This window comes from Gordonia sp. NPDC058843 (assembly GCF_042743165.1).
In the GTDB taxonomy this organism is placed as follows: domain Bacteria; phylum Actinomycetota; class Actinomycetes; order Mycobacteriales; family Mycobacteriaceae; genus Gordonia.
On sequence record NZ_JBHYNC010000010.1, the window covers coordinates 126,401 to 141,830 of the forward strand.

Genomic DNA, 15,430 nt, shown 5'->3' on the forward strand with positions numbered 1-15,430 from the left:
TCGGGCCGGTCAGGACAGGACGCGGTTGCGTTCGTCGGCCCGGAAGAGCAGGTGCTCGGTGTTGCGGTTGAGTTCCTCGATGTTCGGTATGCCCGACAGGACGAATCGCGCGAAGCCTTGTCCGGTCAGGTCGATGATCCGTTGCGCGACATCGTCGTAGGAGCCGACCAGGCCGATCGGGTGTCGGTGTCCGATCCGGTCGAAGCCGGTGAAGGTGACGTCGTCGACCCAGAGATCCTCCGCGCGGGTGTCGGCGTCGGCGCCGTAGGCGTCGCGCCACTGACGGCGGAGGCGCTGCACCGCCTCGTCTTTCGTCGCCCGGGCGATCACCGGTAGGTAGAGGCCGGCCTCGACGGTCCGTCCGAGTGCTGCCGCCAGTTCGGAGAGTGGCCCGATCGCCGGTGCCGCACCGGTCGAGGACAACTCGAACAGGTGGATGTCGCCGTGCCTGGCCGACAGTGCGAGCGCCTCGTCGCTTTCCCCGGTCAGGCGGACAGTCGGGAAACGATGGCCGTGCACCGACCGGTCGAGTCCACCGTCGGTGACTTCGTAGAATTCGCCCACGTGGTTGAATTCGCCACCGTCGAATCCGCCCTGGCGGTCCCCGGCCCCGTCCCACACACCTTTGGCTACGGTCAGGAACTCGTCCGCCCGGCGGTAGCGCTCGGCGTCGGTCAACCGATCTCCGCGAGCCCGGTTGTCCGCTGCATCGGTCACCACGCTCAGGTGCCACTGCAGCCGGTCATCGGAGTTCCGCTGCAGGGTCGCCGACACCTTCGCCGCGTAGACCGGTGTCCCGAAACCGGGATGGAATTCGACGGCGACCCGCGCATGTCGTGTGCGTCGCAACGCGATCCCCGCCAGGATCCACGATTCCTCACCTGCGGGGTCGTACGGGGCGATCACCGTGTCGTAGCCGGCGGTGTCGATCGCGGTGATGACCTGTTCGGTCGGGTCGAACGGATCCCACCGGCCGTCCGTACGGAGGTCGGTCGCCACCGCCGATCCGGGCGAGGAGGCCCAGCCACCGCGATGACGCGCCGCCGAACCGACGTGCCGGCTGTCGCCGCGCGTCGGCACCTCCCATTCGAAGGCGACCATCACTGTCCCCCGGTGTCGACCGAAACGGTCTTCCCGGAGTCGATCTCGGCCTGCGCTCGCCGCAAGGGCTCCGGGTCGACCCAGCTCTCGATGTCGAAGTCGGCAGGCAGGAATCCGTAGGTGTAGAGGAAGCGCTTCTGGATTCCGAGGAGATCGAGCCGCTCCTCGGACAGCGACGGATGCAACGACGTGTGGAAGTCGTCCCCGTACGCCGCCACGACACCTTCCGGTCCCGAGAACGTCTCCCGCGCCAGTACTTCGCGCACTGTTCCCAGATTCCCGGCGGCCCAGTCCGCCGCGCGCAGACTCGCCGCGAGGAAGCCGACCACGACCTCGGGATGTTCCTGCAGCAGGGACTCATGCACGGTGATCGGGCGCGGTGTGCCGTTGTTGACCCGCGATCGCCTCGACTCGGTCGAGTCGAGATCGACGAGGACACGCAGGCCGTTCTCGGCGGCGGCCTCGGCGGCGCGGGCGCCCTTCACGTAGATGGCGTCGACGTCACCGTTGAGGAGTTCGGGAAAGCCGGACGGCACCGATCGCAGCCGATTCGCCTCCTCGGTGCGTACGCGCGGTTCCCAGTTGCCCGCCGTCTCGACCACGATCACATCGCCGAAGGATAGTCCGCCGAGGGCCAGCGCAGAGGCGAAGCCGTGCAACGACATCGCGCGCGGAAAGCTGCGTGCCTGGTCCACCGCCCACGCCGGAATCCCGATCCGCTTGCCCCGGAGACCGGCGGCGTCGTCGATGTCGGAGTCGGGTCCGACGAGGATCGACTGCGACTCGTCGATCCAGGTGAGTCCGATCAGTCGTGTCGGCGAGCCGGACGCGCGGGCGACGATCGCCGGCACGTTGCCGCCTTCGCGGATCAATCCCGACAGCTGATGGTCGAAGTGACGGGGTGCGAGTTCGGCGCCGGCGTCCTGGAGGATCGAGAAGCCAAGGCCCGCAGCCGAGGCCGGCTCACCGAGCCAGCCCAGACTGTTCGCGAGACCGCTCGCGGTGGGGACCGGGCATCGGGTGTACCAGACGGTGTCGGCGTCGGCGGAGGTCGCCGAGGCGGTTGCGGCAGGAATGGTGGTCGCGCTGTCGATGGTCATCGGGGATTGGTCCTCAACTCTGTGGTGTCGGAATGGATGCGGCCGACGCCGAGCTCGCGGAGGAACTCGGCCCGGTAGCGGAGCGATTCGGGATCGGAGCGATCACGCGGGCGGGGCAGGTCGATGTCCTCGTCGACGCCGAAGGTGCCGTGCGACAGGATGATCACGCGGTCGGCGAGGCGGACCGCCTCGTCGACGTCGTGGGTCACCAGCAGCACCGCGGGCTGGTGCCGGGCCACGAGATCGCCGACCAGGTCCTGCATCTGGAGCCGGGTCAGGGCGTCGAGCGCCGCGAACGGCTCGTCGAGGAGCAGCAGTTCCGGTTCGCGGACGAGGGCCCGGGCCAGCGCGACGCGCTGCGCCTCACCGCCGGACAGCGTCGCCGGCCAGGCCTCCGCCTTGTCCGCGAGATTGACCTCGGCCAGCGCCGCCCGGCCGCGTTCCTTCGTGGTCTTGCCGCCTCGCTGACCGATCGTCACATTTGCCAGTGCCCGCTTCGACGGCACCAGCCGCGGCTCCTGGTACACGGTGGTGCGCGCGGCGGGAACCAGGATCTCACCGGCGTCGGGCTCTTCGAGCCCGGTCAGCAGCCGGAGCAGGGTCGTCTTGCCGGTGCCCGACGGACCGAGCAACACCACGAATTCGCCGCGTCGAATGGTCAGGTCGACCGACTGCAGAACGGTCTTCGCACCGAAGGCCTTCGTCACGCCGGTCAGCGAGACCGCGACCGGTTGGCCCGCACGGCGTTCGCGCGCGGTGGCCCGCGTCGGCTGCCGGTCGAGGAGTGGGGGCAGCGGGGCCTCGGTGGTCATCGGACCGTCACCCCCGCCCGCCACGGCATCGAGTACTTCTCGAGGATGCGGACGATCAGGTCGAAGATCAGACCGAGGATGGCGTACAGCACGACACACAGGATCATGTAGTCGGTGCGGTTGTACTCCTGCGCCAGACTCACCAGGTAGCCGATGCCCTCCCGGGTGCCGACCTGCTCGGCGGCGATCAGGCCGGTGATCGAGATCGACAGACAGATCCGCAGCGCCATCAGGATTCCCGGCAGCGCCGCCGGGATGATCACCCCGAGGATCAGACGACCTCCGGTGAGTCCGAAACCCTGTGCCGCCTCGATCATCTTGCGATCGACGTTGCGGACCCCGAGATAGCTGTAGGCATACATGGGCGACACGGTGGCGATCGCGATGAGCAGGACCTTGAAGGTGTTGTCGATGCCGAACCAGGCGATGAACAGGGGGACCAGGGCGAGGAACGGGATGGCCCGATTGATCTGCATCGTCGAGTCGATGAGTTCCTCACCGAGCGTGTACAGACCGGCCAGCACGCCGAGGACCAGGCCGACACCGACACCGAGACCCACACCCAGAGCCGCGCGTTCCAGCGACGCGAGGGCGAAGTCGACGAGCTGACCGGTGCGGTAGAGCTCCACGAAGGCGTCGAAAACAGCCGGGGGCGAGGCGATCACCTGTGGTGAGATCGCGCCGGAGACGGTTCCGATCCACCAGACCGCGACGATGACGCCGGGCACCAGGAAGCGCAGTGGCAGCGAGAGCCACACCGGACGATTGCGCTGCTTGCGCGTGCGGGGGGTCTCCAGTCCGATCTGGGAAACCGGCTGCGCCGCAGCGGCTCCCGAGTCGGCCTCGGCGACCGTCGTCGACGTCACTTCTGTCCGCTCTGGAACTTCTGCAACTGTGCGGGCAGATCGAAGAAGATGTCCTCGGCCGTCACCGGCTTCTGGATCACGCCGGCCTCGACGAACAGCGCCGACACCGATTCCAGGTCCTCGGCATCCTCCGGCGTGGGGTAACGCGGGGTCGACGCCCCGGCGCCGAGGGCGAGCGCACGGGTCAGCCGGTCTCCGCTGAGCGCCCGAGGCCCGGCCTCCTCGAAGACGTTCTCGTAGTCGTCAGGATTCTCGCGCTGCTGATCGGTCAACTTCTGCAACGTCTTCAGGTAGGCGTCGGCGACATCGGGCCGCTCCTCGAGCACCTCTGTTCGGAAGGCGACGATGGTGTTGTCGACAGAACCGATGCTCTCCTCGGTGGCGATCTCGACCCCGCCGGCTGCCTTCGCCTCCTGGTACGGCTGATTGAAGGACGCCCAGGCGTCGACCTGGCCGGTGGAGAACGCCGACCCGGCCTCCGCTTGCTGCAGGGGCACGCGCTCCACCTTGTCGAACGGAATCCCGGCCTGCTTCAAGGCCTTCAGCGTCACGTACTCACCCTTACCCGCCGGGTTGACCGCGATCCGCTTGCCGACGAGCCCCGCGACATCGGTGATTCCGGAGTCCTTGGTGACCAGGATGCCGTTCTGGTCCTTGCCGGCCGGGTCGGCCACGGCGATGATCTTGACGCCGACGTTCTTCGACAGCGCTCCGACGACCGGGCTGTAGGCGCCACCGGAGACATCGAGCTGGCCGGTGTTGAACAGCTTGAGGTTCGAGGAGAATCCCGGCGTCGAATTGACCCATTCGATCTTCGCGCCGAGCGGGGCCAGTGCCTCGTCGAAGGTCCCATCGCGCTTGCCGACTGCCAATGGTCCGGCGTTGCCCGGGTCGGTCACCTTGAGCACGTACTGATCGCCACCACCGGCGGTGCCGCCGTCCGAGTCGCCCGACGCGCACCCGGTGGCGACGGTGAGCAGCGCTGCCGCTGCGACCGCGGCGGCGGCGAGACGGAATCGTGGGGATACGGGCATGAAGGGCTCCTGTTCGACAGGTGGTGAGGCGTGTCTTGAAGAACACGTGGACTGGGATACCGCAGACGTTATGCGGACGCAGGCGCCCCGCACACCTCTGCGTTTCCATCAGTTGGAAAGCTTGACAACTTCGCTCAGTACTGAGTCGGTCGGTGCGTAGCTCTCCCACAAGTCGCGGTAAGGACCCCGCCTCGACACCAGCTCCGCATGCGGTCCGGACTGGACGACCCGACCGTTCCGCATCACGACGACCCGATCCGCCCAGGCCGCGGTGGTGAGTCGGTGCGCCACGAGAACCGTTGTGCGCCTTCGGGCGACGACCTGCAGCGCGGCCAGGACCGACGCTTCGGTACCCGGATCGATGTCCGAGGTCGCCTCGTCGAGGATCAGCAGGTCCGGCTCGACGAGTTCGGCACGCGCGAGACAGATCAGTTGCTGCTGGCCCGCCGACAGCGTGGCCCGGCCCGGCCCCACCGGAGTCTGATAGCCGAGCGGTAGCGCCGCGATGCTCTCGTGCGCGCCGACCGATCTCGCCGCCCGCTCGATCTCGGCCTGCCCGGCGTCGGGACGCCCGAACGCAATGTTGGATGCGACGGTCCCGGCGAACAGATAGGGATCCTGCGGTACATAGGCGATCGACAGGCCGCCCACCCGCGAGTCGACATCGCGAAGGTCGGCGCCGCCGACCCGCACGATCCCTTGATCGGGTGCATAGAACCGCAGCAGCAGTTTCATCACGGTGCTCTTGCCGGCACCGGTCGTGCCCACGACGGCTGCGGTCTCGCCGTCGGGGACGACCAGGTCCAGGCCGTCCAGCGCGGGGCGCCCGCGCGGCCGCGAGTCCGACGCGTAGCCGAACACGACCCCGTCGAACTCGACTGTCGCACCGGATGTGCGGGCAGCGAACGGTCGCGCATCGAAGGCTTCCCGTCGCCCGGCCGCGTCGACCGGGGTGTCGAGGAACCCACGCATCCGCTGGGTACCCACTCGGGCCTGGATCCAGAGGTCGAGCACGATCGACAACTGCTGGAGCGGGGTGAAGAACAGATCGACGTACAGGAGCGCGGCAACCAACACACCGGCGGTGAGCGTGCCCGCACCCATGAGCTGTGCGCCGACGATCAGGATGAGCGCTTTCGCCACGACCGCAAGCAGATTCAGGAAGGGGAAGAACACCGAGATGTAGAGCATCGAGCGGCGGCGCGCATCACGGTAGCGTCGCGAGTGACCGCCGAAGGTGTCCGTCGTCCACTGCTCGGCGTTGTGCGCCTGGGTGATCCGGACCCGCCCCAGGTGTTCGGAGAGCAGCGCGGTGACTGTCGCGATGCGCGAACGGGCCTGCAGATACGCCCGATTCGAGCCCCGCACGAAGATCCACGACGCCCCCGCGAGCAACGGCATGGTGACCAGCATCGCGGCGGCCAGCCGGATGTCGAGGAGCACCAGGACCACCAGGATGCCGGCACACGTGCACACGTTCACGATCGCGTTGACCATGCCCTGCGTCATCAGCTGGGCGACCGCGTCCACGTCGCTCGTGAGCCGGGTGATGATGCGGCCCGACTGCCGTCCGTCGAAGTAGTCGATGCGGAGCTGCTGTAGATGCCCGAACAACCGGAGCCTCAGTGCGAACAGGACGCGTTCGAAAACCCTGGCCGCCCGCAGCGCCAGGACCCACGAGTTCAGCCAGGACACCAGCGCGATCACCAGGACGATCCCGCAGGTCACCCAGAACACGGTCGCCGCATGCACACCCACGCCGTTGTCGATGCCGTGCCGGAAGAGAGCCGGGATGGCCAGCGTCGTCGCCGCATCGACGAGCACCAGCACGATGCACAGCACCACCGGCCACCAGAAGGGGCGGAGAGACCCGGTCAGGCCGAAGACCTTGGTCCGGGCGCCCGACCGGAGGGGCGGCCGGTCGTCCCCGGGCGCGGGTAGTTCGGTCAGCGGCGGGAGTGCGAGCAGCGCCTCGCGCAGGTGCGAGTCCACCTGCTGGACCTGTCTGCCGCTCTCGTCGGCGTCGAGCCCCAACCGGGCCCGGACCACCGGATCAGCGCCTGCCTCGTCGACCTCCGGCCAACTCGCCGGACTCGGGATCGCGTCGTCCGGCGTCATCGAACGCGCGATGGCCGAACCACCGCGCACGACGCCACCGGCCAGAAGTGCCGCGACGCGCGGGTCGGTGAGCACCTCCGAGGGCGGGCCGTCGTGCGTGATGCGCCCCGCTTCCAGGACGATGACCTGGTCGGCGAGTTCGGTCGTCGCGGGTCGCCGGGCGATCAAGATCGTGGTCCGGCCGACCATCAGCTCCTCCAGGCCGGCCAGTACCGCCCGCTCAGTCGTCGGGTCGAGCGCCGACGTCGTGTCGTCGAGGATCAGCACCGCCGGGTCGGCGACGAAGGCACGGGCGAGCGCGATCCGCTGGCGTTGTCCGCCCGACAGCGAGATCCCGCCGGGGCCGACCACGGTGTCGTAGCCCCCCGGCAGCTTCTCGATGAACTCGTCGGCCGCGGCGGATCGGGCCGCCGCGGCGATCCCGGCGTCGTCGACAGCGGAACCCATCGCGATGTTGTCGCGAAGTGTGCCCGAGAACAGCAGGCTCTCGTCGAACACCATCATCACCGCCGACCGCACGGATCGCGGGGACACCGCGCGCAGGTCGGTGCCGCCGATCCGCACCGATCCACGATCGGGATCGAACTGGCGGGCGATGATCGATCCGAGCGTCGTCTTGCCCGCGCCGGACGGCCCGATGATCGCCACGCGGCTGCCGGGAATGATCGACGTGGTCACACCGCGCAGGACGGGGTTGCCACCGAGCGCGAGGTCGACGTCGGTCATCTCGATCGTCCCGCGCGGTGACGGTAGGTCCGGACCGCTCGCGTCCATCGCCGGCACGGTGTCCAGCAGCGCGAACACCCGCCGGGCGCCCGACCGCGCGAGCTGCATCGTCGTGACCATCGCCGCAAGCAACCGCGCCGGGGGCGCGAATTGCAGGACGTACGAGGCGAATGCGAGGAACACACCCACGGAGACGTGTTCGTTCATGGCCAGCCATCCCCCTACGACGAGCACGCCCAGTTGGGTGAAAACCGGGATCGCGACCATCGCCGCACTCCAGCGGGCCGAGATCCGCGCACTGCGTAGCCGCGACGAGAACAGTCGGGTCCCGCGGGCGCGGAACCGATCCAGCCGCGCCTCCTCCTGACCGAACGCGCGGATCAGTTCGACCCCGGCGATCTCCTCGTCGACCGCCGCGGCGACCTGACCCAGCAGTACCTGGTCACCGAACGAGGCGGGGTACAGCTCACGGCGGAGCCGGCGCGTGACCCAGAACAGGACCGGAACACTCGCCGCGACGACCACGAACAGGGGCGGGGACAAGAAGAACATCACGACGAGTCCGACCGCGAGCAAGGTCAGGTTGGCGACGAACAGCGGCACCTGCGAGATGAACATCTGGATCAGGTTCAGATCCGACGTGCCTCTCGAGATCACATCGCCCGCTGCGAGTTCCGCCCGTCTCCGCGCATCGAGGGCGTGCAGGTGACGATGAACCGCGACCCGGAGGTCGTGCTGCACGTCGACGGCACACCGGCTGCCGATGTACCGGCGCAGTGCGTGAGAGACAAAGCTCAGCACGCCGATGGAGCACAGGATGGCGATCCAGAACGCGAGGGATTGCGTCGGGTCGAGGAGGACGTCGTCGACGATGATCTGCTGGACCAGCGGCACCAGCGCCAGGAGTCCCTGTCCCACCACCGCCAGCACGAGCGCCACGGACACCCGGCCGCGGTAAGGGCGCACCCACTGCCAGAGCCGTCGCAACCAACCCGGCCCACTCTCGTCGGTCACACGTCTCCTCGCCCGATCGTCCGTTTGCACAGTCTCGAACCGCGCTGATCCTGATGTCGACGGCCCTCTTCGCGAGGAGTATCTTCCGAATAGTGGAAAGTGGCCAGTTCCTGAATCAGGCCGATTTCTACTCCGGGTGCCGACCGAGAGCGGACGGGCAGGTCCGGGTTCACCGGAAGGCGAGGAGGCGGTGCGACGAATGGCGGGCTCGGGTGTACAGACCGTGTCGAGGGCATTGGCCGTTCTCGGCTGCTTCCGCGGCGGAGACGAGCTCGGGGTCACCGACGTGGCACGCGCGCAGGGCCTTGCGCTCAGCACGACGCACCGCCTGCTGACCGCTCTGGTCGACGCCGGATTCCTCGAGAAGACCGCGGAGGGAAGTCGGTATCGCCTCGGCGGTGCCCTGGCGCAGTACGGTCAGATCGCCTACCGCCAGCACCGGATCTACCTCACCGAACCACACCTGGAACGACTCGCCGCCACCACCGGCGCGTCGGCCTCGGTCGCGATGCGATACGGCAACGAGGTCGTCCTTCTCGGCACGAGCCGATGGCGCGAGGCAGAGGGGCACGCGCTCCAGGGCGTCCTGCTCCCGTTACACGCCTCTGCGCTCGGCAAGGCCCTACTGGCGTTCTCCAACGTCGGCCAGGACGAGCTCGAACGCCTTCCCTACTCCGACGGCACCGACCGTGCCGTCCGAACCCCCGACGAGCTCGCGAAGGAGCTGACCCTCACGCGCGAGCGGGGATACGGCTTCAACGACGAGGAGTTGAGCCCCGGCCATCGCACCATCGGGCTACCGATCTTCCCCGCGTCCGACGACCAGGAGGTGCGCTTCGCCCTGGGTATCCGCGGCGCAACCGAACTCATGAGTCCCGAGCGGATTCCGTTCCTTGTCGACCTCGGCCGGTCGACCGCACGGGACATCAGCATCGCCCTGTCGCAGTGAGCTGACGACATCCACGTACCCGTTGCGCCGAGTGGTTCGGCAATCCCCGATTTGCGCGACGGGCGATCGTTACCATCGGATCCATGAGGCAAGCAGACGGCGAGTACTACGTCACGGCCGGCGAGCTGCAGGCGTTCTGGGAATCCGGTCACGATTACTGGTACATGCGAGAGGACGGGTCCACCGACCTCTACGCTGACGAACTCGACATCACCCACGGATGGCCGATCTTCTTGATGAAGCGTGACGAAGAATGGTTCACGCAGTGGGACGGCGACTTCCGGCGAGCCGTCGAGGACGACCTCAATCCGAAACTGATCCGGCACTTCGAAGAGCTGATCACGCAGGGCAACTGGCCGCACCAGCAGGACTGACGTCACCGCCGCGATCGCCGTCCGGGTTCACCGCCGGAGCGACGACGCCGGCACCATCAGTTCGAACATCCGACGGAGGCAGGCGCCGAGCTCGAGATCGTCATGATCGAGCCACATCTCATGTGCCGCAGATGATCCTGCGATGACCGCATATGCCACAGCGGTCGGGTACGCGTCATCGTCACCAATGGTCGGATGCGCCCGGACGTGGTCAGCGATCACCGCCCTCCACTGCCGATAGACGACATTCGCCTGCGCCTGCACGGCGGGGACGGTGAGAATGAGCTGCGCCCGGTGACGTGCCCACCTCTCCTCGGCCAGGCCGTGATCGATCGCCGCGATGAAGGCTTCGGTCACCGCCAGGTGGGGCGGTGCGTCGGTCGCCGCCGCGACCTGTTCGCGGAAGCGCTCCAGCTCGGCCGCCGACTCCACCCACACCACGTCGGCTTTCGACGGAAAGTAGCGAAAGAAGGTCCGGCGGCTGACTCCTGCGGCATCTGCGATGTCGCCCACACTCGTCTTCTCGAAGCCTCGCTCGAGAAACAGTTCCTGCGCGCGTGCGGCGAGCTCATGCGCGCTGGTGGTGGCGGGGCGGCCACCCCGGTCGGCGCGCACCTCCGAAGGCCGTGCGGTTTCCATGCTCGCCATCGTGTCACCCCGGCCGGCCCCGCCCACCTCACATCGGAAAGTTCGTTTCGACCCCTTATGGCACGGTGTGTCATATCCTCCAAGTGAGACGTGCATCACTCAGTACACGTCGCGTCGAAGGGATCGCCATGGGCAAACTCGAGGGCAAAGTCGCCTTCATCACCGGAGCAGCACGAGGTCAGGGACGCAGCCACGCCGTGCGTCTGGCGCAGGAAGGCGCCGACATCATCGCCGTCGACATCTCCGAGCAGGTCGACACGGTCCCCTATGCCACCGCAAAGCCGGGCGATCTCGAGGAGACCGTCCGCGAGGTGGAGGCCCTCGATCGTCGAATCGTCGCGACCGAAGCCGACGTTCGCGACCTGTCGGCGCTGCAGAAGGCGGCCGACGACGGGATGGCACAGCTGGGCCGCATCGACATCGTCCTCGCCAACGCCGGCATCAGCACCATGGCGCCGACGCTGGAGATGGACGAACACATGTGGCAGACCATGATCGACATCAATCTCACCGGCGTGTGGAAGACCGTTCGGGCGGCGGCACCACACATCGTCGCCGGCGGACGCGGCGGTTCGATCGTCCTGACCAGTTCACTCGCCGCGATGTGGGCCAACGAGAACATCGCGCACTACTCCGCCGCCAAGGCCGGACTGATCGGCATGATGCAGGTCCTCGCGAAAGAGCTGGCACCGCAGAGCATCCGCGTCAACACCGTGCACCCGACCACTGTGGCGACCGAGATGATCCTCAACGACGCCACGTACCAGCTGTTCCGCCCCGACGTCGAACAACCCACCCGCGCCGACTTCGAGGAAGCCGCGAGGCAACTGAACAGGCTGCCGGTGTCCATGGTCGAGCCGGTCGACATCTCCAACGCGATCCTCTACCTCGTCTCCGACGACGGCCGTTACGTCACCGGGACCACGCACGTGGTCGACGCCGGCGGACGACTCTAGAAAGGTCAGACGACATGGGACTTCTCGACGGCAAGACCGTTCTCATCACCGGCGGCGCGCGGGGCCAGGGTCGCGCACACGCCGTCACCTCGGCACGCGAGGGCGCCGACGTGATCCTGCTCGACATCACGCGCAGACTCGACTCCGTCGACTACCCGCTGGCGACGGCCGACGACATGGCCGAGACAGTGCGCCAGGTCGAGGCTCTCGACCATCGTGCACTGTCCTTCGACGCCGACGTCCGGGACCAGGCACAGCTCGACGACGCGGTTGCGGCGGGTATCGCCGAGTTCGGCAAGATCGACGTGCTCATCGCCAACGCCGGGATCTGGACCCGCGCGCCCTTCTGGGAGATGTCCGAGCAGATGTGGTCGGACATGATGGACGTCAATCTCACGGGGGTGTGGAAGTCGGCGAAAGCCGTTGCACCGCACATGATCGAGCGACAGTCCGGCTCGATCGTCATCACATCGTCGGTCAACGGACTCCGGCCCGGCATGAACTACTCGCACTACGTGGCCACCAAGCACGGTGTGATCGGGTTGATGAAGAACATCGCGCTCGAACTCGCGCCACACGGAATCCGCTGCAACTCCATCAATCCGGGCGCCATCCGCACACCGATGACCGACCAGCAGGGCGCCTACGACATGTTCGCCGGCCACGAGGGCGGTACCGCCGACGACCTCATCGAGGGCGGATACCACTTCCACGCTCTCAAGGGCCACACGTTCATGCCACCCGAGGTGATCGCGAACACCGCGCTCTACCTCAACTCAGAGCTGGCGGCCTCCGTCACCGGCGTCACCATTCCCGTCGACGCCGGCCATCTGCTCCTGGCCGGTGTCAATCAGGACCCCGTCAAGTGACCTCGATCCGGTCCAGGGAAACCGGCGACCTCGCGGCGATCCGGGCTCGGATCGCCGACGAGGTGGTCGGCCGCGACCGCGAACTCGACCTCGTGCTCGCCGCGGTTGCCGCCGGTCGTGACCTGATCCTGGAGGGCCCGCCGGGGACGTCGAAGAGCACGCTGCTGCGGGCCATCACGGCCGATTGGGGAATCCCGCTGGTCCTGGTGGAGGGCAACGCCGACCTCACCCCGAGTCGTCTGGTGGGTCACCACAATCCGTCCCGGGTACTTCGCGAGGACTACTCCCCCGAGAACTTCGTCGACGGCCCCCTGCTCGACGCCATGCGGCGAGGCGGGTTCCTCTACGTCGAGGAGTTCAACCGGGCGCCGGAGGACACGATCGACACCCTCCTCACCGCGATGGCCGAGCGCACCATCACCGTTCCGCGCGTCGGGACCATCACCGCCGCGCCGAGTTTCCGCATCGTGGCGTCGATGAACCCCTTCGACAACGTCGGGACTACGCGACTGTCGACGTCGGTGTACGACCGCATGTGTCGCTTGGTGGTCGACTACCAGGACGCAGCCGCCGAGCGCGAGATCGTCTCACGCCGAACGGGATCGACGTCGGCGCGCGTGGTTGCGGACGCCGTCGGCGTCACCCGGGACACTCGTCGGCACACTGACATCCGCCAGGGCAGCAGCGTCCGCGGAGCCATCGACACCGCACTGCTGGCCCGTCAGCTCTGCGAGATGCGCGGCATCGCGATCCCGCACGACGACGCGACCTCGCCGCCTCGCGATCTGCCGCCGGACTACACCTCCACCTTCCTCGACGCCATGCATGTGGCTCTCTCGGGCCGAATTCATCTCGACGACACCGCGATCACGACCGCCGAGCACGTACTCGGTGAGATCTGGCAGAACCACTTCCTGTTGGCGCCGGCGGCGGCCGAACCCGGTTGAAGAGAGGTCGACGCGGACTCACCCCTCGTCCGCGAATCAGGCACGGCGCGAACCGTTCGCCGCAAGCCGCTGCGACGCAAGCCCAAGGAACTGACGGAGAACCCGGTGCTGATCGAGGCGTCCGGTCCCGGCGGCGCCGTCACCGAAGCCGTGCGTCGGCGTCGTACGCAGGACGCCCCGCGCGGATCGTCGCGGGGAACGGTCACGATGACCGACGATGCAGGGGTACGCGACGACGACTCCGGCGGCGCGCCATCGGATCCGGTCGCTCGTGAGCGCGCCGTCAAGATAGCCAGACAGCTGAGCCTGGCGCGTCCGCTGATGACGCGCAACGCCCGCCGCGGCGCCAAGGGGACACTGACCACCCTTCCCTGGCGCGGAGGATCCGACGAGCTCGATCTCGACGCCACCCTCGAGGCGATCGTCGCCCAACCGATTCCGGAGGACGGCGACATCCGTGTGCGGGAGCGGGTGCGGCGTCGGCGATCCATCGTGCTCGCGGTCGACGTGTCCGGCTCCACCCGCGGAGAGCAGGTACGCACCGCGGCCGCGACGGCCGGTGCGCTGGCCGGTGAACTCGGCCGCGACGACCTCGCGGTCATCGCCTTCTGGTCCGACGCCGCGCTCATCACCCCACTGGGCCGACCGGTGACCACCGAACACCTCGTCGACGAACTGCTCGCACTGCCCGCGCAGGGTCTGACCAACGTCGCGTTCCCACTGCAGACCGCACTCGAGCAGCTCGACGGTGTACCGGCCGCGGATGCGCGCATCATCCTGCTGAGCGACTGTGTGCACAACGCCGGTCCCGATCCCCGGGAGGTGGCCGGCCGGCTCCCCCGCCTCGACGTGCTGCTCGACACCTCGGGTGAACACGACGCCGAGCTCGGCAAGGACCTCGCGCTGATCGGTCGCGGACGGTGCCGGACGATCCGCGATCACCACGACGTGGTGCGCGCCCTCCAGGCGATCTTCGCCTAGGCGGGCCGCGCGGCGGTCACCGTCGGGCCGATCGCAGCGTGAGTCTCGAGAGGAGGCAGCGCGCGCCCTTTACCACACGGCACCGACAAGTTGTCGTGACTGAATGCCGCTGCACGACAGTGCTTTTAGCCTTTACAAGCGTCTACCTTGGTGTACACTCGAACGTACATTCGCGGCAACAGTTCTCGGGGGGGGGAGGCAACCGCCATGACCGGCACCACACACGTCGATGACAATTCGGCATCCCGAGCGCGTGCCGTCGAGCTGGCGACCGAGCTGCATGCGCTCCTTGACGAACTGCAGACCGTCGACTTGTCCGCGTGCACCGACCACGAACTGATCGACGTCGCCGCTGCGACCGAACGTGCAATCGCCCGAACCACTTTCGCCGGCGACCGCCAGATCGCCGAAATCGAGGCACGTGACCTGCCGCGCACGACCGGGTACCGCACCCTCATCCAGTTCATGAGCCATCGCCTTCGCGTCTCCAACCCGGTGCGGCGACGCAAACACCTCAACGCCACCGCCGCCCTCACCTGCCTCAACGGCGACCGCCTCGAACCCGAACACCCCACACTGGCCGAAGCATTCGCCGCAGGAGCTGTCGGTACCGGACACGTCCACGCAGCCCTCGACGTCCTCGACCAGATCCCCCACGCCACCGAGCATGACGTGAAGGTTGCGGCTGAACGACAGATGGCCGGGATCGCCGAAGCCCACACGCCCGCCGACATCACCCAGTTGGGTGCCCGTCTGCTCGCCCATCTCGATCCCGACGGCACTCTCACCGACGATTCCGAACGCAAGCGGCGCCGCAACCTGTGGGTCAACCGGCAACGAGCCGACGGCACCGCGAAGATGACAGCCACATTGACGCCCGAACTCGCCGCCCGCGTCACGATGTTGCTCGCCGTCTGGGCCAAGCCCGGCATGAA

The 15,430-nt window shown here is 67.8% G+C and carries 14 protein-coding genes; 7 read left to right on the forward strand and 7 right to left on the reverse strand.

Translation table 11 applies throughout. The features are described 5' to 3' along the window. Positions 1-9: 9 nt before the first annotated feature. From ACFW3F_RS10015 to ACFW3F_RS10040, 6 genes are all read right to left on the reverse strand, one after another. Entirely contained in the window at positions 10-1,101 is a 1,092-nt protein-coding gene (locus tag ACFW3F_RS10015) for an LLM class flavin-dependent oxidoreductase (RefSeq protein WP_388056779.1), read from the reverse strand. Beyond that, a complete protein-coding gene (locus ACFW3F_RS10020; protein WP_388056781.1) occupies positions 1,101-2,201 on the reverse strand; it encodes an ABC transporter substrate-binding protein in 1,101 nt (366 codons plus the stop codon). The genes ACFW3F_RS10015 and ACFW3F_RS10020 overlap by 1 nt, the downstream gene beginning before the upstream one ends. After that, positions 2,198-3,013, reverse strand: a complete 816-nt coding sequence (locus ACFW3F_RS10025) for an ABC transporter ATP-binding protein (RefSeq protein ID WP_388056783.1) — start codon at positions 3,011-3,013, stop codon at positions 2,198-2,200. The genes ACFW3F_RS10020 and ACFW3F_RS10025 overlap by 4 nt, the downstream gene beginning before the upstream one ends. Beyond that, positions 3,010-3,879: an ABC transporter permease gene (locus ACFW3F_RS10030; protein WP_388056785.1), complete on the reverse strand. Its 870-nt coding sequence runs from the start codon at positions 3,877-3,879 to the stop codon at positions 3,010-3,012. The genes ACFW3F_RS10025 and ACFW3F_RS10030 overlap by 4 nt, the downstream gene beginning before the upstream one ends. Next, positions 3,876-4,913, reverse strand: a complete 1,038-nt coding sequence (locus ACFW3F_RS10035; RefSeq protein WP_388056787.1) for an NrtA/SsuA/CpmA family ABC transporter substrate-binding protein — start codon at positions 4,911-4,913, stop codon at positions 3,876-3,878. Before ACFW3F_RS10035 ends, ACFW3F_RS10030 begins: the two co-directional genes overlap by 4 nt. A gap of 108 nt (positions 4,914-5,021) precedes the next feature. Then, entirely contained in the window at positions 5,022-8,771 is a 3,750-nt protein-coding gene (locus tag ACFW3F_RS10040; protein WP_388056789.1) for an ABC transporter ATP-binding protein, read from the reverse strand. Between the two features lie 199 nt (positions 8,772-8,970). Here ACFW3F_RS10040 and ACFW3F_RS10045 point away from each other — a divergent pair, with 199 nt between their 5' ends. Together ACFW3F_RS10045 and ACFW3F_RS10050 are read left to right on the forward strand one after the other, a co-directional pair. Then, positions 8,971-9,720, forward strand: a complete 750-nt coding sequence (locus ACFW3F_RS10045) for an IclR family transcriptional regulator (RefSeq protein WP_388056815.1) — start codon at positions 8,971-8,973, stop codon at positions 9,718-9,720. 83 nt (positions 9,721-9,803) lie between these two features. Continuing rightward, positions 9,804-10,094, forward strand: a complete 291-nt coding sequence (locus ACFW3F_RS10050) for a hypothetical protein (RefSeq protein WP_388056791.1) — start codon at positions 9,804-9,806, stop codon at positions 10,092-10,094. A 27-nt stretch (positions 10,095-10,121) separates the two neighbouring features. On the opposite strand, the gene ACFW3F_RS10055 is transcribed toward ACFW3F_RS10050, so the two are convergent. Next, on the reverse strand, positions 10,122-10,742 hold the full coding sequence (locus ACFW3F_RS10055) for a TetR family transcriptional regulator (protein ID WP_388056793.1): 621 nt from the start codon (positions 10,740-10,742) through the stop codon (positions 10,122-10,124). 128 nt (positions 10,743-10,870) lie between these two features. Between ACFW3F_RS10055 and ACFW3F_RS10060 the strand changes: the two genes are divergently transcribed. From ACFW3F_RS10060 to ACFW3F_RS10080, 5 genes are all read left to right on the forward strand, one after another. Further along, positions 10,871-11,698: a mycofactocin-coupled SDR family oxidoreductase gene (locus tag ACFW3F_RS10060; protein WP_388056795.1), complete on the forward strand. Its 828-nt coding sequence runs from the start codon at positions 10,871-10,873 to the stop codon at positions 11,696-11,698. A 14-nt stretch (positions 11,699-11,712) separates the two neighbouring features. After that, a complete protein-coding gene (locus ACFW3F_RS10065; RefSeq protein ID WP_388056797.1) occupies positions 11,713-12,567 on the forward strand; it encodes a mycofactocin-coupled SDR family oxidoreductase in 855 nt (284 codons plus the stop codon). Beyond that, on the forward strand, positions 12,564-13,514 hold the full coding sequence (locus ACFW3F_RS10070) for an AAA family ATPase (protein WP_388056799.1): 951 nt from the start codon (positions 12,564-12,566) through the stop codon (positions 13,512-13,514). Before ACFW3F_RS10065 ends, ACFW3F_RS10070 begins: the two co-directional genes overlap by 4 nt. A gap of 105 nt (positions 13,515-13,619) precedes the next feature. After that, the gene (locus tag ACFW3F_RS10075) at positions 13,620-14,495 is read left to right on the forward strand and encodes a VWA domain-containing protein (protein ID WP_388056800.1); all 876 of its coding nucleotides are present in this window, start codon (positions 13,620-13,622) and stop codon (positions 14,493-14,495) included. Between the two features lie 207 nt (positions 14,496-14,702). Beyond that, positions 14,703-15,430 (forward strand): DUF222 domain-containing protein (locus ACFW3F_RS10080; RefSeq protein WP_388056802.1); only part of this gene is annotated, 728 nt, incomplete at its 3' end.